The 19,408-nt window shown below is 69.1% G+C and carries 17 protein-coding genes; 7 read left to right on the plus strand and 10 right to left on the minus strand.

Annotation, left to right across the window (positions count from 1 at the left end; genetic code table 11):
* Nucleotides 1–1,370: 1,370 nt before the first annotated feature.
* From ACIBSW_RS36535 to rpmH, 8 genes are all read right to left on the minus strand, one after another.
* Nucleotides 1,371–2,435 carry a ParB/RepB/Spo0J family partition protein gene (locus ACIBSW_RS36535; RefSeq protein WP_354722589.1) on the minus strand — a complete coding sequence of 355 codons (1,065 nt, stop codon included), beginning with the start codon at nucleotides 2,433–2,435 and terminating at the stop codon, nucleotides 1,371–1,373.
* On the minus strand, nucleotides 2,432–3,709 hold the full coding sequence (locus tag ACIBSW_RS36540; RefSeq protein WP_404799578.1) for a ParA family protein: 1,278 nt from the start codon (nucleotides 3,707–3,709) through the stop codon (nucleotides 2,432–2,434). Before ACIBSW_RS36540 ends, ACIBSW_RS36535 begins: the two co-directional genes overlap by 4 nt.
* Before the next feature lie 1,116 nt (nucleotides 3,710–4,825).
* On the minus strand, nucleotides 4,826–5,587 hold the full coding sequence (gene rsmG, locus ACIBSW_RS36545; protein ID WP_354722591.1) for a 16S rRNA (guanine(527)-N(7))-methyltransferase RsmG: 762 nt from the start codon (nucleotides 5,585–5,587) through the stop codon (nucleotides 4,826–4,828).
* A gap of 540 nt (nucleotides 5,588–6,127) precedes the next feature.
* A complete protein-coding gene (locus ACIBSW_RS36550; RefSeq protein WP_354722592.1) occupies nucleotides 6,128–6,703 on the minus strand; it encodes a R3H domain-containing nucleic acid-binding protein in 576 nt (191 codons plus the stop codon).
* Nucleotides 6,704–6,846: 143 nt separating this feature from the next.
* Complete coding sequence (gene yidC, locus ACIBSW_RS36555) at nucleotides 6,847–7,881, minus strand: membrane protein insertase YidC (RefSeq protein ID WP_354722593.1); 1,035 nt, start codon at nucleotides 7,879–7,881, stop codon at nucleotides 6,847–6,849.
* 1 nt (nucleotide 7,882) lies between these two features.
* Nucleotides 7,883–8,152 (minus strand): membrane protein insertion efficiency factor YidD, encoded by a 270-nt coding sequence (gene yidD / locus ACIBSW_RS36560; protein ID WP_354722594.1) that lies wholly within the window; start codon nucleotides 8,150–8,152, stop codon nucleotides 7,883–7,885.
* Nucleotides 8,149–8,505, minus strand: coding sequence for a ribonuclease P protein component (gene rnpA / locus ACIBSW_RS36565; RefSeq protein ID WP_354722595.1), 357 nt, complete (start codon nucleotides 8,503–8,505; stop codon nucleotides 8,149–8,151). Before rnpA ends, yidD begins: the two co-directional genes overlap by 4 nt.
* Nucleotides 8,506–8,539: 34 nt before the next feature.
* A complete protein-coding gene (gene rpmH, locus ACIBSW_RS36570) occupies nucleotides 8,540–8,677 on the minus strand; it encodes a 50S ribosomal protein L34 (RefSeq protein ID WP_184998313.1) in 138 nt (45 codons plus the stop codon).
* Between the two features lie 600 nt (nucleotides 8,678–9,277).
* Between rpmH and dnaA the strand changes: the two genes are divergently transcribed.
* From dnaA to ACIBSW_RS36585, 3 genes are all read left to right on the plus strand, one after another.
* Nucleotides 9,278–11,176, plus strand: a complete 1,899-nt coding sequence (dnaA, locus tag ACIBSW_RS36575; RefSeq protein WP_354722596.1) for a chromosomal replication initiator protein DnaA — start codon at nucleotides 9,278–9,280, stop codon at nucleotides 11,174–11,176.
* 284 nt (nucleotides 11,177–11,460) lie between these two features.
* Nucleotides 11,461–11,643, plus strand: a complete 183-nt coding sequence (locus tag ACIBSW_RS36580; protein ID WP_354722597.1) for a hypothetical protein — start codon at nucleotides 11,461–11,463, stop codon at nucleotides 11,641–11,643.
* Between the two features lie 604 nt (nucleotides 11,644–12,247).
* On the plus strand, nucleotides 12,248–12,889 hold the full coding sequence (locus ACIBSW_RS36585; protein WP_354722598.1) for a hypothetical protein: 642 nt from the start codon (nucleotides 12,248–12,250) through the stop codon (nucleotides 12,887–12,889).
* 644 nt (nucleotides 12,890–13,533) lie between these two features.
* On the opposite strand, the gene ACIBSW_RS36590 is transcribed toward ACIBSW_RS36585, so the two are convergent.
* On the minus strand, nucleotides 13,534–14,001 hold the full coding sequence (locus ACIBSW_RS36590; RefSeq protein ID WP_354722599.1) for a TIGR03668 family PPOX class F420-dependent oxidoreductase: 468 nt from the start codon (nucleotides 13,999–14,001) through the stop codon (nucleotides 13,534–13,536).
* Between the two features lie 927 nt (nucleotides 14,002–14,928).
* Between ACIBSW_RS36590 and dnaN the strand changes: the two genes are divergently transcribed.
* Genes dnaN through ACIBSW_RS36610 form a run of 4 tightly spaced genes read left to right on the plus strand, consistent with a single transcriptional unit; the run spans nucleotide 14,929 to nucleotide 18,701 of the window.
* Nucleotides 14,929–16,062, plus strand: coding sequence for a DNA polymerase III subunit beta (gene dnaN / locus ACIBSW_RS36595; protein ID WP_354722600.1), 1,134 nt, complete (start codon nucleotides 14,929–14,931; stop codon nucleotides 16,060–16,062).
* Between the two features lie 36 nt (nucleotides 16,063–16,098).
* Entirely contained in the window at nucleotides 16,099–16,971 is an 873-nt protein-coding gene (gnd, locus tag ACIBSW_RS36600; RefSeq protein ID WP_354722601.1) for a phosphogluconate dehydrogenase (NAD(+)-dependent, decarboxylating), read from the plus strand.
* 1 nt (nucleotide 16,972) lies between these two features.
* Nucleotides 16,973–18,100, plus strand: a complete 1,128-nt coding sequence (recF, locus tag ACIBSW_RS36605) for a DNA replication/repair protein RecF (RefSeq protein ID WP_354722642.1) — start codon at nucleotides 16,973–16,975, stop codon at nucleotides 18,098–18,100.
* Nucleotides 18,093–18,701 carry a DUF721 domain-containing protein gene (locus ACIBSW_RS36610; protein ID WP_404799573.1) on the plus strand — a complete coding sequence of 203 codons (609 nt, stop codon included), beginning with the start codon at nucleotides 18,093–18,095 and terminating at the stop codon, nucleotides 18,699–18,701. The genes recF and ACIBSW_RS36610 overlap by 8 nt, the downstream gene beginning before the upstream one ends.
* A 4-nt stretch (nucleotides 18,702–18,705) precedes the next feature.
* Here ACIBSW_RS36610 and ACIBSW_RS36615 read toward each other — a convergent pair whose 3' ends face one another.
* Nucleotides 18,706–19,272: a hypothetical protein gene (locus tag ACIBSW_RS36615; protein ID WP_354722602.1), complete on the minus strand. Its 567-nt coding sequence runs from the start codon at nucleotides 19,270–19,272 to the stop codon at nucleotides 18,706–18,708.
* Nucleotides 19,273–19,408 lie beyond the last annotated feature (136 nt).

Here is a 19,408-nt window from a genome sequence, read left to right on the forward strand (position 1 = left end):
GGGGCCGAAGCCGGCCGAAGCCCCGTGCCGAGACCGACACCGAGGCCAGGGCTGGGGCCTGGGCCGGGCTGAGGCAGGGGCCGAGGCGGGAGCCAATGGATATGGCCGAGGCGACGTGGGGACCGTTTCGAGGACGCGGTCGGAGTCGACGGTCGCACCGGATGGACATTGTCGAGACCGCTAGCGCGGCTAGCGCTGGGGCCAGGACTAGGACGCGGTCAGGTCAACGTGGCCAAGGTCCTGGTCGCGGTTCGCGTCCGAGACCGTTGGTCGGGGCCAGCCAGAGCCGGGCCGACACTGGACGCAGTTACGACGCCGAGGGCAGGCAGGGGGCGGATCGGGCTGCGGCGGGGCCGAGTGGCGGGCCGAGTCCGAGGGCCGGCGGGCGAGGCCTACGTTGGTCGGCAACGGTGGGTCGAGATCGACGTCGTAGCTCGTGGCCAAGGTTGCGGTCACCGATGGTGGGCGCGGTCGAGGTCGACATCGTGGCTCGTGCCGAGGTTGCGGTGGCGAGTCTCAAGCCTTCGCCGAGATCAGCAACAGGGCCGGCGCCAAGACCCATTCAGCTCCGCACGAACCGGAAACCCGGCCGTCGCCCTGCCACGAGCCGCCCGGCATCAACGGCGGGGCGAGGACCAGTGCCTTACTCGTTGCTAGTGGCTGATCCGCACGAAGGTCTCGACACGGCAGGCGTCCGGTACCTAATCCCTGAGCCCGATGGAGTGACAAGAGGTGCCAACGCCTGGCCCACAGCGGGGCCGCATCCTAAGCAGTCCGATTCGGAACTGGTTCCTACTCGGTTGGGCTTTGGCGCGATGGCGCGGGTGCTTCTACCGCTGGCCGAGTCTGGAGTGGCGCTCGGCCCTTCGATGCGGCAAAGCGGTGAATCCAGGTTGGCACCGCGGCGACGAACCTTGACGAGCGAGATCCAGCCGATCGCGTCGCTTTGAGGCAGTGCGGATCTCAGACAGCAATCAGGTGCCGGCGCGACGAGACGCGCGCCTACATATCTACATCAGTGCATAGTTTCATAGAGACATACCAGCCGGAATTGCGATGTCGGCTCACGTTTCGCGGGCGAATGAGGGCTCCTCGCAGGCTCGGCTGCCAAATCATGACGTTTCGGGCGGGGAGTTTGGGCGAGCGGGAAGATCCGGAGCTTTCAGAAACCTCAGGAGAATGGCTCTGACAGAACTGACGATCATCCAGAACCGACTTGACCTCATGTTTCACGGCTGCGACCGGGTGCCAAAATCGTCCCCAAACTGAGGATCAACATCGGGATATGAAGAAGGCACGTGATCCGGGGGATCACGTGCCTTGCATTCCAAGCCCTGCCGCCGGCAACAACCCGGTTCGGCGCTGATCGGTTACTCCTCGATCGCGTCGGAGCCTTCCTCTTCCACGCCGATCATCCCGACGATCCGCTCCAGGTCGTCGACCGTCGCGAACTCGATCGTGATCCTGCCCTTGTTCCGGCCGATGTCGACCTTGACGCGGGTGTCGAAGCGGTCGGACAGCCGATCGGCCAGATCGTTCAGCGCCGGTGCGTGCACCTTGGGTCGCCGCGTCGGCGCGGACTTCTTGACCGGGCCGTCGGCGATCGCGAGCGACACCAGTTCCTCGGTCGCTCGGACCGAGAGCCCCTCGGCCACGATTCGGAGCGCGAGCTTCTCCTGGGTCTCGCCGTCGTCCAGGCCCAGGAGTGCACGCGCATGTCCGGCCGACAGGATTCCCGCCGCGACCCGGCGCTGCACCGGCGCCGGCAGGTTCAGCAACCTGATGGTGTTGGAGATCTGCGGACGGCTTCGACCGATCCGGCGCGCCAGTTCCTCGTGCGTCGCGCCGAACTCCTCGAGCAGCTGCTGGTACGCCGCCGCCTCTTCGAGCGGGTTCAGGTTCGCCCGGTGGATGTTCTCCAGCAGCGCGTCGCGGAGCATCGCGTCGTCGCGGGTGTCGCGGACGATCGCGGGGATGGTCTCCCTGCCGACCGCCTGTGCCGCCCGCCAGCGACGCTCACCCATGACCAGCTCGTACCGGCCGTCGCCGACGTCGCGTACGACGATCGGTTGAAGGAAGCCGACCTCCTGGATGGAGGTCTTCAGCTCCTCCAGCGCGTCCTCGTCGAAGACGTGGCGCGGCTGCTTCGCGTTCGGCTCGATCGAGGTGACCGGGAGCTCCGCGAAGCGCGCGCCGGGCACCGGCGCGAGGCCGCTGTCACCGTTGTCGGCGGAGGCCGCGGGCGGCGGGGTCTCGGCGGGCGCTATGAACTGGGTGGACGCGGGTGCCGGCTCGGAAGGGGTCGACGGTTGCAGGGCAGGGGGTATCGACGGCGGCGGTTCCTCCGATGTCGCTACACCCGCACCGGCCGGGGGCGCGGTTGGGATCAGTGCACCCAAGCCGCGGCCGAGGCCGCCCCGTGGACGGTTCTTCATGCCGCGCCTCCCGTGTTGACCCCGCGCATCGCGATCTCCAGAGCCGCCTCGAAGTAGCTCGTGGCGCCCCGCGAACCCGGATCGTAGGTCATCACAGACTGGCCGTAGCTCGGAGCCTCCGACACACGAACGTTCCGCGGAATCACGGCCTCGAGCACCTTCGAGCCGAAGTGGTTCCGGACGTCCTGCTCCACGGCGTCCGCCAGACGCGTGCGGCGGTCGTACATCGTGAGCAAGATCGTGGAGACGTCGAGCGTCGGGTTGAGATGTTGCCGTACCAGATTGATGTTGTTGATCAGTTGGTTCAGACCCTCGAGCGCGTAGTACTCGCACTGGATCGGGATGAGGACCTCCTGGGCCGCGCAGAGCGCGTTGACCGTCAGCAGGCCGAGTGAGGGCGGGCAGTCGATGAAGACGTAGTCGAACTTCTCGGGGTGTGCCGTGATCGCGCGCTGCAGCCGCGACTCGCGCGCGACGACCGACACGAGCTCGATCTCGGCGCCGGCCAGGTCGATCGTGGCCGGCACGCAGAACAGGTTCGGGATCCCCTCGACCGGCTGCGCCACATCCGCGAGCGGCACGTTGTCGATAAGACAGTCATAGACATCGGGTACGCCCGCGTGGTGCGGCACGTTCAGGCCGGTCGACGCGTTGCCCTGCGGGTCGAGGTCGACGACGAGCACACGGTTTCCGTGTAGCGCCAACGCCACCGCGAGGTTGACCGTCGTGGTGGTCTTGCCGACGCCGCCCTTCTGGTTCGCGACACAGAACACCCGCGGACGGTCGGGGCGCGGCATCACGATCTCGCCGCTCGGATTGAGGATCTGCACAGCACGCAACGCTTCCATGGCGAGCGGCGGATCGCCCTCGTACCCATCCGGCGTTTCACGTGAAACATGTTCGTTTGCCGACCCGCCGTCGCCGCCGACAGGCTGCGCCACCACCGCGACCGGGTGACCCGACCCTGAAGACCCAGCGAGCTGGGCCGAAGCTGCCGAGGTGACCGAAATGCCGGAACCTCCCGGCTCAGAAGGGTCGGAGCGCGGGGCCGGAGCAGACCGGCGGGGCTCGCCCGTGGGGACGTCGGACTCACTCATCGGGGTGCCGTAGACCTGGCCGCCGTTCCCAGCCCGTGGTTGAGGCACGCCCTGCTCCCCGCTCTCGAAGCTCACATTCAGGCTCACGCTTCGATCGTGGTCAGCGTATGGATCGGTTTCACGTGAAACACGATCCCAGCCTGGGGCGCCGTCGGGGCCCCTGCCATAGTCATGCACCGTCTTTTCCCTGCCTGCTTGGATTGGGTCGGCACCGCGAACGTGCGGTCCGGCAGGAAACGGCGGGGCGCCTGGCTCTCCCACCGTCCGGTCCACACTATCGACGCGCGGCCAGCCTACGGCCGCCGGGCGAACGTCGCCACGATTGTCCGCCTGATGAGTCGATGTCAACAGCCCTTCCGACGTCTCGAAGACCATGAATCCGGACACGTTCCGCAGCGTTCCGGCGTACCCCCGAGGTCTGTTGGTAGGCCGACCATCGCCGGGCCCGGAGGTGAAGCCCGCGATGGGGGTTGGCTCGGTGGGATCTTGAAGCCTTGTCGGGCCGGGGGGATCGCCGGGAGATCGGCCCGCGACCGGGCCGGGGCCAGGGGGACCAGGCTGCGAGAGGGCCGGCCGAGCGTCGTCCGCGACCTCGCCTGTCGGCGGCGACGCCGGGCGCGAACCTGCTGCGCGTGCCACTCGGGAGGTGGGCAGCGTTCGTTGTCGGGTAGCGGGTACCCCATCACGGTTGTCATCAACCGCGGCTCCGCCTGAATTCCGGACGTCGTCCGTCGGCTTGGGGTCCGAGTCTGACTGTGGTTGACCGTCTGCCGACTCCGAGTGGCGGAGGGCTGACCGCGAAAGACCGTCCGCTGACCTCGGACCGCGGTCTCGTTGCGGGTTGCCACTCGACGACTTCGAAGCCGCGTCTGACCGTGGACGATCGCCTGCTGGTTCCGAGCCTTGATCCAACCGCGTCTGAACTTCCGACGGCCTCGAACCCACGCGTGACCGTGGATGACCGTCTCCTGGATTCGAGCCTTGATCCAACCGCGCAAGACCACCCGCTGACGTCGGCCCTACGTCTGACCGTGAACGACCATCGGACGGCCTAGATCCTCGGTCCGATCGCGGATGACCGGGCGCCGCCAGGGACGGATCGGCCCTGGCCGCGGGTGCGGATTCCCCGCCGGGCCGAGCCCGGTCCGCCATAGAAGAGGGAGAGGGGCGATCCGGAGGACCGTCGGCTTCCGAATCTGGCCTGGGCCACTCCGCCGAAACGTCCCCCCTCCCTGAGCCTCGACTGGGCCGTGGGAGTTTCCCCGTTCGCTTCCGCACGCCCCGCCTGGCCATCTATCCCCTCCGCGATCTCCTCTTCCCGGAGCTCCGCCCGCCGGCGCTGCCGGTAGAGCGGCCCCGGTCGGCCGCCCTTCCGGACGTCCTCGGCCTTGGTCCCACGACGGCACGCTCCCGCACGATCTCGACGACGGTGGTCGGCGGATCGATCAGCCCTTCCCCGCAGAGCCGGACCACCGGTTCGGCGCCGCCCAGCCGGGCGATCGCCTCGCGGTGCTCCGCCACCTCCTCCGCGGCCGAGGCGCCCTTGAGCGCCAGAAGCCGGCCACCGACGGCGGCGAGGGGCAGGCACCAACCGGCGAGCCGGTCCAGCGGCGCGACCGCGCGCGCGGTGACGACATCGGCGGCGGCGGGGGGTCCACCAACGAGATCTTCCGCGCGGCCCCGGACGACCGTCACGGTCGCGTCGAGCCCGAGCGCGGTCACCGCCTCGGACAGGAAAGCGGTTCGTCGTGCCAGCGGCTCGACCAGGGTGATCGTGAGATCAGGCCGAGCCACTGCAAGCACGATACCGGGCAAACCGGCACCAGACCCCACGTCGATCACCGAAGCGCCGATAGGGATCATCTCGGACATAACACAGCAGTTGATCAGATGGCGTTCCCACACGCGGGGTGCCTCGCGCGGGCCGATCAGGCCTCGCACCACGCCGTCGGTCACCAGCAACTCCGCATACCGCACGGCGAGGGGAAGCCGATCACCAAAGGCCCGCTCAGCCGCGGCCAGATACTCAGCGGGCGGATCAACGGAGGGCGCCACAGACCCGGAGCCCGAAGGCTTGGAAACCGGCGACCCAGCAGAAGTCACGGAAGACCGCGTGCCGCCGGCAGGACCGGCGGAACGCGTAGGACCTGATGAACCCAAAGGACCAGAAGCGCCTACAGGATCGGATGCTCCCACGTGATCAGACGAGCCCGCGGGACCAGACGAGGGAACAGGACCAGACGCCCCCACGGGACCGGAGGAACCCGCGGGACCGGACGAACCCGCAGAACCAGACGCCCCCACCGGACCAGACAAACCCGCAGAACCAGACGAACCCACGGAATCAGACGAACGCGCGGGACCAGGCAAGTCCACGGGGCCGGACAAGCCCGCGCCACCAGACGAGCGCGCAGAATCGGACGAACCCGCGCGACCAGGCGAGCGCGTGGGACCAGACGCGCCCACGGCACCAGACGAACCCGCGCGACCAGACGAAGACGCAGAATCAGTGAAAGGCGGCGGAGACGACAACGGCCCGGGTACGACGTCACCCAGGCCGTGGTCCCCCGCGCCGAAGCGTGGGTCAGTCATAGCTCAGTCAGCCGGCCGAACCACAATGCGCCGACTCGGCTCAACGCCCTCAGACTCACTCTGCACGCCCTGAATCGCGTTCACCACGTCATGCACGCACTTGCGCTCAAACGCCGACATCGGCTCCAACCGAACCGCGTCCCCGTGCTCCTTGACCTTCTCGACCGCATTGCGCGCAACAGCGGTCAACTCCTTCCGCCGAGTCGCCCGGTACCCGCCGATGTCCAGCAGCAGCCGGCTCGGCGACCCGGTCGCCCGGAAGATGGCGAGGCGGGTCAGCTCCTGCAGCGCCTCCAGCGTCGCGCCGCGCTGGCCGACGAGCGGCTGCAGCCGGCCGCCGACGACCTCGACCATCGGCCGGCCCGCCGACACGAGTTCGTCGATGTCGCCGTCGTAGTCGAGGATGTCGAGCAGGCCCTCCACGTAGTCGGCGGCGATCTCGCTCTGCCGGAACAGGTCCGAGTCCGTGGTCGCGGACTCCGACTTCTTGGTCTCCTCGGTACCGGCGGACTCCGCGGCGGTGGCGGAAGCGGTCTCCTCGGAGGACTGCTCTGCGCTGGGAGTGCTGGTGTCGGTCACGGTCTCATCTCCGTACTCACTCGGGCCGGACCTGCTCGGTCCGCTGTTTCCCGCATCGGTGCCCAGTGGGCAGACCGGGGCGGGGAGGTCTTTGTCGCCACGCCGTCAGGGGCGCGCGCGGCCCGGGTCCGGGCCGCGGCGCGTCAACCCTGCGGTTTGTTGGCGGGTCTGGCGCCCTTCTTCGGGTTCACCGGCTTGGCGCCGGGCTTGGGCGCCAGCGCCTTGGTGTCCACGACCGGGCTCTTCGTCTCCGGCTCCGCGGCCGGCTTGCGGCCGAACAGGCCGCCGGTGCGGCCGCTCTGGATCGGGCTCTTCGGGCCCTTGGCGCCGGGCTTGGCCGACGAGCCGGTGGTGCGGGTCGTCGAGCCGGACTTCGAGTTGGCCATCTGCGGCGGCGGGAACTTGCGCAGGACCCACTGCTGCTGCGCCAGGCTGAAGAGGTTGTTCGTGACCCAGTAGATGACCACGCCGATGGGGAACAGCGCGCCGGAGACGAGCAGCGAGAGCGGGATGCCGTACAGCATCAGGCGCTGGATCATCTTCTGCTGCGGGTCCTCGGCCCAGCCGGTCTTGAGGATCATCTGGCGGCTGGTGAGGTACGTGGTCGCCATCATGATCAGCACCAGGATGCCGGCGACGATCTTGACCGTGGTGCCGTTCGCGCCGAGGGCGGCGAGCTCGGCGGGGGAGGAGCCGAACTTCGACGGCAGCGGCGCGGTGAACAGCGCCGCGTGGGTGGCACTGTCGAACTGCTCGACCGTCCAGCCGTACAGGGTCTTCTGGGTGTTGTCCGGGGAGAGCCGGCGCAGGACGTGGAACAGGCCGAGGAAGACCGGGATCTGCAGGAACATCGGGAGGCAGCCCATGAGCGGGTTTGCCTTCTCGACCTTGTACAGCTCCATCATTTCCTTCTGGAGCGTCTCGCGGTCACCCTTGTGCTTCTCCTGCAGCTCCTTCACCTTGGGCTGCAGCGCCTGCATCGCCCGCTGGGACTTGATCTGCTTGACGAAGACCGGGAACAGGATGATCCGGAGCGTCACCACCAGGAAGACGATCGCCAGGATCCAGGCCCAGTTGGTGCCGAGCACAGGGGTCGCGGGGATGCCGATGGCTTCCCACAGGCCGTGCCAGCGAAGGAGGATCCACGAAATGGCGTAGTAGATCCAGTCGAGACTCAATTCATGCTCCAGTCACATCAGCAGGACGGTGACGGATCGGGTCAGGCACCGGATCGAACCCGCCAGGGTGGAAGGGGTGGCAGCGCAACAGCCGCCAGATCGCCAGGGCGGTCCCTCGTTGAGCGCCGTGCACCGCGATTGCCTCCTGGGCGTACGCGCTGCACGAGGGGTAGAACCGACAGCGGGCCGGCAGTGCCGGGCTCAAGTAACGACGGTACGCGACGATGCCCCACGTCAGCACCCGGGCGACCGGTCCGCGTGGCGTGGTCATCGCCGCCGCCGGGGCGACTGTGCCGCCGCGAGGGCGGCGTCCAGGTCGGTGCCGAGCTTCTCGTACGAGGCGGAGGCCGAGGCCGGGAGCGCGCGGACCACCAGCAGGGTGCCGTCGGGCAGTTCGGTCAGGCGGGCACGGACCAGGTGGCGCAGCCGCCGCCGGACCTTGTTGCGAACGACGGCGTTGCCGACGGCCTTGGACACGACGAAGCCGGCGCGCGCCGTGGAGGCTTGCGCCGGCTCATCGAGAAGTAGATGGACGACAACCGTGCCGCGGCCTGCCCGGCGACCACCGCGAACCGCTGCGGCGAAGTCGGTGCTACGCCGCAGTCGTTGCGCCGCGGCCAGCACGACTACCCGGGCATCCGGCCTGACCAGCTTCGGCTCAGGCCGACAGCTTGTCGCGGCCCTTGGCGCGACGGGTGGCGAGGATGGCACGACCGGCACGGGTGCGCATGCGCAGCCGGAAACCGTGGGTCTTCGCGCGCCGACGGTTGTTCGGCTGGTAGGTGCGCTTGCTCACGTCAAAACTCCGTCTTCGTCGGACGACCCGTGGGCGTCCAGGGGGCATCAAAGCTGCAAGACGCCACTTTAGCAGAGTGCGGCGGAGCAACCGCCCGACCCTACGCAGCGCCAATACGGTGGTCAACCATCACCGAGGCGGCGCGCCGGGAAGGCTGCGCTCCGTCACCGAGGTCGGCCTTTCCGCGTACGGAGTGAATCTTTTCGTGCCAGGTCTTACCCGGGGTGGGTACCGGCGGTTGATGCGGGACCGGCCGCGCTGTTAGCGTGCCCGTTTGCTGGTCTTCAGCGCTGTTCGCATACCGCGTCGAGCTGGCCAAAACCGGACGAGGCGGTAAATCGTTCGGCACGGTGAGCCTGTTTTCCCGCGCCAGCACAGGCTCCGGGAAGTCTGCCGACCATCCGGCCGGGGAGCGACCGCCGACAAGTGCACAGGTTGTGGATAACCTGTGGATAGCCGGCGCCGCCGCGCACGTTCAACAGGTTGAATGTGCTGGGTTGGGGGAAGCCGGTCCGTCGCACCTACGGGCGACGACAGGCAGGAACGGCGGAAGCCGGACAAGGCCACCGGGGAACCGGCGGCGATGGGGGTGGCGCGGCGGTGGCCGATACGGTCGACCTTGGCGGGGTGTGGACCGCTGCGACGGACGAGCTGGCGGACGAGATCGCGTCCGCACAGCAGCGTGCGTACCTGCGGCTCACCCGTCTGCGCGCCATAGTCGAGGACACCGCGCTGCTGTCGGTGCCCGACACTTACACCCGCGACGTGATCGAGTCCCGGCTGCGGCTGGCCATCACCGAGGCGCTGTCGCGCCGGCTGGGCCGGCCGATCCAGGTCGCCGTGACCGTGCGCCCGCCGGAGGACGGCACGGGCCACCCGGGCACGGTCTACGGCACGCCACCGCCGGAGCCTGCGACGCAGCTGCCGCCCGCGCACTACGCCGACCAGCAGCCGCCGGCCTACCCGGACCGCTACTCCCAGGCGCCGTCGTTCGGTCACCCGGAGAGCTACCCGCAGCAGAACTACGAGTCCGCCGACGGCCCGACCGGCTCGGCGCAGGCGCCCTTCCCACGCCCAGCACAGTCGGGACACCCGCGCGACGGCCAGGACGCGCTGTTCGCCGCGCCGCTGCCGCAGCAGCCCGAGCCGGCCAAGTCACCCGCACCGGAGCTGAAGGACCCGAAGGCCCCGGTGCCGACCCGCACCGATCCGGAGCCGCAGCGCCGCGAGGCACCCCGGCAGATGCCGCACTTCGCGGACCCGTCGAACGACCAGGGCGGCCACCGGATGGCCACCGACCCGGCACAGCTGCGGGACAACCAGCGCCGCCCCGACGACCGCCCGGCGCTGCTCGGCCAGGACCGCCGCGACGACAACGTGCAGCTGCGGCACGGCGGCGACAACGGCCCCGGCCGGGCACCGATGGACATGCGGGGCCAGCCGGGCGACCGCCGGCCGGGCGGCAACGACGGCAACCGTCTGAACCCGAAGTACATGTTCGAGACGTTCGTCATCGGCTCCTCGAACCGCTTCGCGCACGCCGCGTCGGTAGCGGTCGCCGAGTCGCCGGCGAAGGCCTACAACCCGCTGTTCATCTACGGCAGCTCCGGACTGGGCAAGACGCACCTGCTGCACGCGATCGGCCACTACGCGACGACCCTCGGCCACGCCCGCTCGGTCCGCTACGTCTCCACCGAGGAATTCACCAACGACTTCATCAACTCCCTGCGCGACGACAAGACGCAGGCCTTCCAGCGCCGCTACCGCGACGTCGACATCCTGCTGATCGACGACATCCAGTTCCTGGAGAACCGCGAGCGCACGCAGGAGGAGTTCTTCCACACCTTCAACACCCTGCACAACGCCAACAAGCAGATCGTGATCAGCTCGGACCGCTCGCCGCGCCAGCTCGCCACGCTCGAGGACCGGATGCGCACCAGGTTCGAGTGGGGCCTGCTCGCCGACATCCAGCCGCCGGACCTCGAGACCCGCATCGCCATCCTGCAGAAGAAGGCCGCGCAGGAACGCATGTACGCCCCCGACGACGTCCTGGAGTTCATCGCCTCCCGCGTCTCGAACTCCATCCGCGAACTCGAGGGCGCCCTCATCCGCGTCACCGCCTTCGCCAGCCTGACCCGCTCGTCGGTGCAGCTCTCCCTGGCCGAGGAGGTACTCCGCGACTTCATGCCCGACGGCGCCGGCCCGGAGATCACCGCGGACCAGATCATGGTCTCGACCGCCGACTACTTCGGCGTCAGCCTCGAAGACCTCCGCGGCCACTCCCGCTCCCGCGTCCTGGTCAACGCCCGCCAGGTCGCGATGTACCTCTGCCGCGAACTCACCGAACTCTCACTACCCCGCATCGGCCAGGCCTTCGGCGGCCGCGACCACACGACCGTCATGCACGCGGACCGCAAGATCCGCCAGCACATGGCCGAGCGCCGCTCCCTCTACAACCAGATCGCGGAACTCACCAACCGCATCAAACAAAACACCTGATCAAACGCCGAATCTTCCGGTACGCACACCGGCCACCACAACCGCAACCACCGCGCCGGCCACCTCACCGGACCAGCCCGTGGCCGGTCCCTCCCCGACCCACGCCGCCGGGCTGACCCGCACCCGATCCCGACGCCGCCCAACCCAGCCGGACCCGGCCACCAATCCGCCACCACGGACTTCCTAAATGGCCGGCCGCTTCAAGCGCCCAAGCCACAAACCCGCCGCGCACCCCGAGAAAATCGCGACCGCTCACACGATGATCATGGCTCTACACTCCCGCCGTGAACACGAAACCCAACACAGCCGTCAGAGGAAACGTCCTCGCGGTGCTCGGCGTCGTTTGTCTGCTGGTCGCCCAGTTCGAGCTGAGTCCCGGTAACGGCTGGGTCCTCTGGGGGCTCGTAATGCTGTTCAGCGGGTTGTTGCTGAGGATCGAGGGCGCCGTGCGCGACCGGAACCTCTGACCGGAAAGAAGTGCACGTGACCAGCGGGTCTTGAGCAGCGTAGTTCGCCGGGCGTTCGGGGACGGCCCGCCTCTGCGCCTTGTCGGCGCCACAGCTGACGGAGCCTGCTAGCCGGATCAGCTGGAACTCAGGTGTGGACCGCTGGCGCAACCAAGAATCCTCGGCCCGGATCGTTGGCGTGCGTTCGGCGAGGTAACCGCAAACCTTGCATGCCGTGTTCGTGGATCACCCGTCGTAGATCCGTTTCGCGGTGTGTGCCGCTGCTTGCGGGGCGCCTCCAGGTCCACTCGCAAGATCTCGTCGATGACCGTCGTGAACGGATCCAGCACCGACGGCCGCGGCGGCCACGGCTTGCGTTCGCCCGGCCGCGCCGACGCCCAGGCGTCACTGACCGTGTCCCGGCTTACCCGGTATTTCGTCGCGACGGCCCGGCCACGAGTCCCTGCGGATCGCCACGAAGGTTCGACCCTCGACATCCGCGGTATCGGCAGACCTCCGTCCCGACCCCGCCGATGCTTCCACCGACACCCGTGGCGAACTCGGTAACAAGCCCAAGTGCAGCAGCGGGACAGGACAAGATCGACAAAGCTTAGGATTCCGATCCATGGGAACCGACATCTACGGTGCGATCGAGGTTCGGGACCTGATTGGTGCCGCCGCACTCGACGAGTCGATCGGCACCGACCGTGCGGCGCCGTGGGTGTACTGCATGGATCTCCATCCGCTCTATCCCGGTGGCGACTACTCGCCGCTGGGCTGCCTGTTCGGCATCCGCAACTGGAACGGCTGGGAGCCGGTCGCCGAAGGTCGCGGCCTCCCGGCCGACGTGTCAGAAGCTGTTCGCAAGGACTACAGCCACTCCGCGGAAACCGATGCGGCGATCGGTGGCAGCACCTGGGTGTCCTGGCCCGAACTGCGCGACCTCGACATGACCGTCACCCCCTTGGCCCGCGGCGTCCTGGAAATCAACGAGAACGGGTCCGGTCTCTGCCGCCGCTACCGCGTCGACGATGAATGGCCTGCCGATGTCGTCGCTGAGTACGGACCGCCTCCAGCCGGCGAGTCACCGATCGACGCCACATACGGCAGCTGGCAGCACGGCACCACCACGCTCACATACGACCAGGTGACCCGCACCGACGTACTCGGACCCGGAACCGGCTGGGAACACGTCTTCGCCGTCATGCGAACCCTGGCGCAACGCTTCGGAGAAGACGGCGTACGACTCGTCGTCTGGTTCGACTGACGACCCTCAACACCCATCCCACCGGATGACGCTCGAACTCAGCGACACGAGGATGGCCCCGGCTACCAAGGCGCTCGATGTAGGCAGCATCTGGCGCTCGAACTCACCTAAAAACCACCCGGTCAACCCATCGCAGGACGGCAGCCCTCAAGCCGCCGTACCTACCATGAGCCCGGCTGACGCAACGCGCCGAACTTAACGACCAGTCGGGCTGGCTCCCCATGAAGACGTCGAACTCCGCCTGGCCCACGCGAGGTTGAAAAGTGTCCAGTCACCTCCGCATGCCCCGCCAGACCGATTGTCGATCTGCCACCGCACCCACCCGTCGCGGCCGAGACACACCGCCGGTGGCCGTCAACACTTGCGGCGCGGGCCCCACGGCGTCACTGCCAACTCGACCCGTCGTGGGTGAGGCCGAGGCGACCGGTCAGCGCCCTGCCGCCGTCGAGCTGTCATCGGAGTCGACGGTGCCGCGTTGGTAGCTATCGCCACGGTCTGGCCGGGTGAAGCGGGCTGGTGCCGCGTTGGTAGCTATCGCCACGGTCTGGCCGAGTGAAGCGGGCTGGTGCCGTGACCACGAAGGTTCACGGTGTAAAGAAGGGCAGGTGGCGGCCCTGCTCAGCCGCCCAGATCGCGCCTCGCCCTCAGTGCGCGGACCAGGACGACCAGCGGTGCACCTCGATGCGCAGAAACGGCCCGGCCGGCGGTGCGGCCGTGTACTGCGGGTACCGGGCCGCGAGGGCCGCGAGCCCATCGGCCGAGTCGGGCAGTACGGCGGCGGTGCCGTCGGCGCGGACCCACCACAGTCGGGTCCAGTCGTCGTCGTAGTGGTCGGCGAGCACGCTGACCCGCGGCTCATGAGCGACGTTGGCGAGACGGCGCAGCCGGCGATGCCGCTTCGGCTTGTCGTCGACCGCGCTGTAGATGACGTCGCCGACCAGGGCGAAGACGATCGGGACCAGGTGCGGCGCGCCGGTGTCGTCGACTGTGGCCAGGCGAGCGACCCGCGCGCCGGCGAACAGTTCGGCGGGCGTCGCCGGCCGGTCGACTCCGTGATCGCCGGCACCGTGTTCTCGCCGGTCGCGGTCGGCACGACCGTCGCCCGGCGTCATCGGATCGGTGAACCAGTGTCGCGACGGGTGGTATCTGACGCCTGGTCATTGAGCCGCCGTGTGCGAACGGGATCTGCCACCGTCACAGCCTGAAGCCCGTGCCGCCGCGCACCCGACAAGCTGGACGGCGTGTCAATCGACATGGTCCACATTCGTGGTCGCGGCACGAGCCGGGTGGCGCGAGGCGACTGGCTTGGCGGGCCGTCTCGGACGGGTGTTGTCGTCCCCACAGGAGCGTCGAGCGGTCCACGATCGCGGGGTTTTCCCCAACCCTTTCGTGTCAACGTCGGGACGGCACCGGATCGTGCCAACGTTATCCACAGAAGTTCACAGGCGTTCACAGGTAGTTATCCCCAGCGGTGGACAACCCATACCGCCGTACCCCACAGATGTGGATGACCCCTGGGGAAATCGATGTGGACAGACACGCACCGTCACCGGACTCCACACAGGCTGTGGACGCGTGTGGATTTCCTGTTGAAGGTTCTGGGGACGACGAGCCGGTAGCGTTCCGGCGTTATCCCCAGGCCTGGGCACAAACCCCGTGGATAACCGGTGGATAGCCGGTGGACAACGGTGGACAACCGCGGTCGGGTCGACGACTGTGGACGCAGACCGGGGTTTGTACCCTGGTTTTCCACCTGTGAATCACCGGTGGAAAACGTGCTGGCCTGCGCAAACAAGAGTTCTCCACACTTTGCACAGGACCGATGAAGACGACTAGATATTTCTCTGAGACAACAAAAAGCAATCATCAGCGTTGGGGAAGGTGTGGATGAGCGGCTTGCCGCCTCGAACCATCCCTGGCTCAGTTCGCAGCACCGGGGCCGGGCGCACGGAGCACCGACCCGAGCCATAGAGTTCAGTGGGCGCCACCAGCACATCCGAAGTTGGTTCGTCGAGGAAGAGTGACGCGGAGGGCATGGCATGAAGTTCCGGGTGGAGCGAGACGCACTCGCCGACGCCGTGGCGTGGACGGCGAAGAGTTTGCCGAGCCGCCCGTCGGTACCGGTGCTCGCCGGCGTCATGCTGCGGGTGATCGACGGCAGGTTGCACGTCTCGGGCTTCGACTACGAGGTCTCCAGTCAGGTCAGCGTCGAGGTGCAGGCCGACGCCGACGGCGCCGCCCTGGTATCCGGCCGGCTGCTCGCTGAGATCACTAAGGCGCTGCCGAACAAGCCGGTCGACATCGCGGCCGTCGGTGCGCATCTCGAACTGGTCTGCGGCAGCGCCCGCTTCACCCTGCCGACGATGCCGGTCGAGGACTACCCGACCCTGCCGGACATGCCGTCCAGCGCCGGGACGGTCAACGCGCAGGCGTTCGCCGCCGCCGTGCAGCAGGTGGCCATCGCCGCCGGCCGGGACGAGACGCTGCCGATGATGACCGGCGTCCGGATCGAGCTGAACGGCACCTCGATGGCGATGCTCGCCACCGACCGCTACCGCCTCGCGATGCGCGAGCTCGAGTGGAGCCCGGACGACCCGGACATCAGCCTCAACGCGCTGGTCCCGGCGAAGACGCTGAACGACACCGCCAAGACCATGGGCCCGCTCGGTGGCGAGGTCACCCTCGCGCTCGCGCAGGGCAACGCCGGCGAGGGAATGATCGGGTTCGCCGGCGGCACCCGGCGGACCACGAGCCGCCTGCTCGACGGTGCGAACTACCCGCCGGTGCGCTCGCTGTTCCCGGCCAACCACAACGCCGAGGCGCGGCTGAGCGTCTCCGCGCTCGTCGAGGTCGTCCGCCGCGTGGCCCTGGTCGCCGAGCGCACCACCCCGGTGCTGCTCAGCTTCGGCGAGGACGGCCTGGTGGTCGAGGCCGGCGGCACGGAGGAGGCGCGGGCCAGCGAGGCCATGGAGGCGACCTTCACCGGCGAGCCGCTCACCATCGGCTTCAACCCGCAGTACCTGATCGACGGGCTGCAGAACCTCGGCGCACCGACCGCCGTGTTCTCGTTCGTCGACGCCTTTAAGCCGGCTGTGATCTCCCCCGCAGCGGAAGACGGCGAAATCATGCCGGGATACCGCTATCTGATCATGCCCATCCGCGTAACACGCTGATACTGGGCTGAGAGAGCCAACATCTAGGGGGACACCATGCAGCTCGGCCTCATCGGTCTCGGCCGGATGGGCGGCAACATGCGCGAGCGGATCCGTTCCGCCGGGCACGAGGTCGTCGGCTATGACCGCAACCCCGACGTCTCCGACGTGGCCGGCATCGCCGAGCTGGTCGGCAAGCTCGCGGCGCCGCGGGTCGTGTGGACCATGGTCCCCGCGGGCGAGATCACCGAGAGCACGATCGATCAGCTCGCCGAGCTGCTCTCGCCCGGTGACATGATCATCGACGGCGGCAACTCGAAGTTCACCGACGACCAGCCGCGCGCCGCCCGGCTGGCGCCCAAGGGCATCGGCTACCTGGACTGCGGCGTCTCCGGCGGCATCTGGGGCAACCAGAACGGCTACGCGCTGATGGTCGGCGGCGCCGCCGACCACGTGGCGCACTGCATGCCGATCTTCGAGGCGCTCAAGCCGGCCGGCCCGTACGGCTTCGTGCACGCCGGCCCGGTCGGCGCGGGCCACTACACCAAGATGGTCCACAACGGCATCGAGTACGGCATGATGCAGGCCCTGGCCGAGGGCTGGGAACTGCTCGAGGCCTCGGAGTACGTCGACAACGTGCCCGGCGCGATCAAGAGCTGGCGCGAGGGCAGCGTCGTCAAGTCCTGGCTGCTGGACCTGCTCGACCGCGCCCTGGACGGCGACCCGGAGCTGGCCAAGCTGAAGGGCTACGCCGAGGACACCGGCGAGGGGCGCTGGACGGTCGACGAGGCGGTCCGGCTGGCCGTCCCGGTGCACGTCATCGCGGCGTCGCTGTTCGCCCGCTTCGAGTCGCGGCAGATCGACTCTCCCGCCATGAAGGCGGTGGCCGCGCTGCGCCAGCAGTTCGGTGGCCACGCCGTCGTCGGCTGAGATGTACGTACGCCGGGTCGAACTGACCGATTTCCGTTCGTACGAGCGGGTGGCGGTCGACTTCGATCCCGGCACGGCCGTGCTGGTCGGGCAGAACGGCATGGGCAAGACCAACCTGGTCGAGGCGCTCGGTTACGTGGCCACCCTGGACAGTCACCGGGTGGCCACCGACGCGCCGCTGGTCCGGGCCGGCGCGGGCTCGGCGGTGATCCGCTGCGAGATCGTCCACGATGGCCGCCAGCTGCTGGTCGAGCTGGAGATCGTGCCGGGCCGGGCGAACCGGGCCAGGCTGAACAGGTCGCCGGTGCGCCGTTCCCGAGAGGTCCTCGGCGCGCTGCGCATGGTGCTGTTCGCGCCGGAGGACCTGGAGCTGGTCCGCGGCGACCCCGGCGAGCGCCGCCGCTACCTCGACGACCTGCTCGTCGCCCGGCTGCCCCGCTACGCCGGGGTGCGCGCCGACTACGACCGGGTCGTCAAGCAGCGCAACGCCCTGCTCCGCACGGCGTACCTGACGCGCAAGGTCGGTGGGGCCCGCGGGCAGGACCTCTCGACGCTCGAGGTCTGGGATCAGCACCTGGCGCAGCACGGCGCCGAGCTGCTCGCCGGCCGGCTCGACCTGGTCGCGGCGCTCGGGCCGCACCTGACCAAGGCGTACGACGCGGTGGCGGCCGGCCGGTCGGCGGCCTCGATCGCGTACGCGTCGCGGCTCGGCGACGCGCTCGTCGCCGATCGCGGGCAGCTCGAACAGGCCCTGCTGGCGTCGCTGGCCGAGCGCCGCCAGAACGAGATCGAGCGCGGCGTCACCCTGGTCGGCCCGCACCGCGACGATCTGTCGCTGACGCTGGGCGAGCTGCCCGCGAAGGGCTACGCGAGCCACGGCGAGTCCTGGTCGTTCGCGCTGGCCCTGCGGCTGGCGGCGTACGACCTGTTGCGGGCCGACGGCATCGAGCCGGTGCTGGTGCTCGACGACGTCTTCGCCGAGCTCGACTCCGGCCGCCGTGAGCGGCTGGCGACGCTGGTCTCGGACGCGACGCAGTTGCTCGTCACCTGCGCGGTGCCGGAGGATGTGCCCGCGGCCCTGCGAGGGGCCCGCTACGACGTCGGAGCTGGGACGGTGACCCGTGGCTGAGCCATCCGCGGAGAAGTCCGCAAAAGGCGGCTCCGGGTCTCGCCGGCCATCCACACCGCCGGAGGTCGCGGCCACGGCCGAGACCACCGCGGCGGCCGCGGCGGGCGGCCCCGAGCTTGCTCGTGCCGTACTGGATGCCGCTCTTGCCAAGCGCCGTGCCGCGCAGCAGGCACCGCGCCGCCGCACCGGGGCCGGCGAGGGGACCGGCCGGCGGCTGCGTGGCTATTCCGGTCCCGGGCCCGATCCGCGCGACCCGCAGCTGTTCGGCGTGATGCTCGAACGGATCATGAAGCAGCGCGGCTGGCAGAAGCCGGCCGCGGAGGCGACCGTCTTCGGCGCCTGGGAGAAGGTCGTCGGGGCGGACATCGCGCAGCACAGCCGGCCGGTGAAGCTCGACGCCGGCGTGCTGACCGTCGAGGCCGAGTCGACGGCGTGGGCCACCCAGCTGCGGCTGCTCGCCGGCAACCTGCTCAAGCGGATCGCCGCCGAGGTCGGCCACAACGTGGTCACCAAGCTCAACATCCACGGCCCGGCGGCTCCCTCATGGAACAAGGGCCCACGCCGGGTGCAGGGCCGCGGCCCCCGCGACACGTACGGCTAGTGGCTCAGTAGTCGGCGAAGACGGCGAAGCCGCGCTCGGCGCAGCGGCGGTAGAAGCCGGCCAAGATCGCCAATTCGGTACGCGCGAAGCTCCAGTGCGGCGCGTTGCCGGACTCGTCGCGCAGCGCCGCGAGCCGGTGGTCCAGCCACCGCAGCTGCTGCTCGGCCAGGCGCCCGGCGGCGACGGCGGCCCGCATCACGCTCGCCACGCTGTCGAAGGTGACCAGGTCGCCGTGCTCCTGGTGGCCCTCGACGAAGCGCTCAAGACCGCCGGCGATCCACGCGCAGCCGTCCGGGTCGATGACCGGGTCCTCGTCCTCGGCCGCCGCGTCGGTGGCGTAGAGGACGCCCTCCAGCCCCAGCAGCAGATCCACCAGTTCGGTGTACGCGGTCGCCCGTACGGTGCCGGTCTTGGCGATGTGCAGGGCCAGGGCGCCGGTCGGCGCGGCGATGTCCGGCGCGTCGGCGACGGCGCCGAAGTCGACGAACTCGGCGGGGGCCACCGGGTCGTAGAACCGGTTCGTCCGTGGCCAATGCACGGCGACGTTGTCCAGCCCCTTGTCCAGCGCCATGGGGGCCCACCTCTCCTCGACTGCCGGCTGCGGACCCTCATGGCCGTGTTTCGGCCCGCGCGGGCGAGGTTACGACACTGCCGCCTGCCGCCGTCAGGCAGTGTCGCAGCGCGTGGCCCGGCCGCTCCCGGGTGCG

The organism is Actinoplanes sp. NPDC049668 (assembly GCF_044465445.1).
GTDB lineage: Bacteria > Actinomycetota > Actinomycetes > Mycobacteriales > Micromonosporaceae > Actinoplanes.

Coding starts and splice junctions, on each gene's coding strand:
- ACIBSW_RS36535 (WP_354722589.1), bottom strand. CDS start 2,435: ATGAAGAACCGTCCACGGGGCGGCCTCGGCCGCGGCTTGGGTGCACTG.
- yidD (WP_354722594.1), bottom strand. CDS start 8,152: ATGACCACGCCACGCGGACCGGTCGCCCGGGTGCTGACGTGGGGCATC.
- ACIBSW_RS36585 (WP_354722598.1), top strand. CDS start 12,248: ATGGGAACCGACATCTACGGTGCGATCGAGGTTCGGGACCTGATTGGT.
- ACIBSW_RS36590 (WP_354722599.1), bottom strand. CDS start 14,001: ATGACGCCGGGCGACGGTCGTGCCGACCGCGACCGGCGAGAACACGGT.
- dnaN (WP_354722600.1), top strand. CDS start 14,929: ATGAAGTTCCGGGTGGAGCGAGACGCACTCGCCGACGCCGTGGCGTGG.
- gnd (WP_354722601.1), top strand. CDS start 16,099: ATGCAGCTCGGCCTCATCGGTCTCGGCCGGATGGGCGGCAACATGCGC.
- recF (WP_354722642.1), top strand. CDS start 16,973: ATGTACGTACGCCGGGTCGAACTGACCGATTTCCGTTCGTACGAGCGG.
- ACIBSW_RS36615 (WP_354722602.1), bottom strand. CDS start 19,272: ATGGCGCTGGACAAGGGGCTGGACAACGTCGCCGTGCATTGGCCACGG.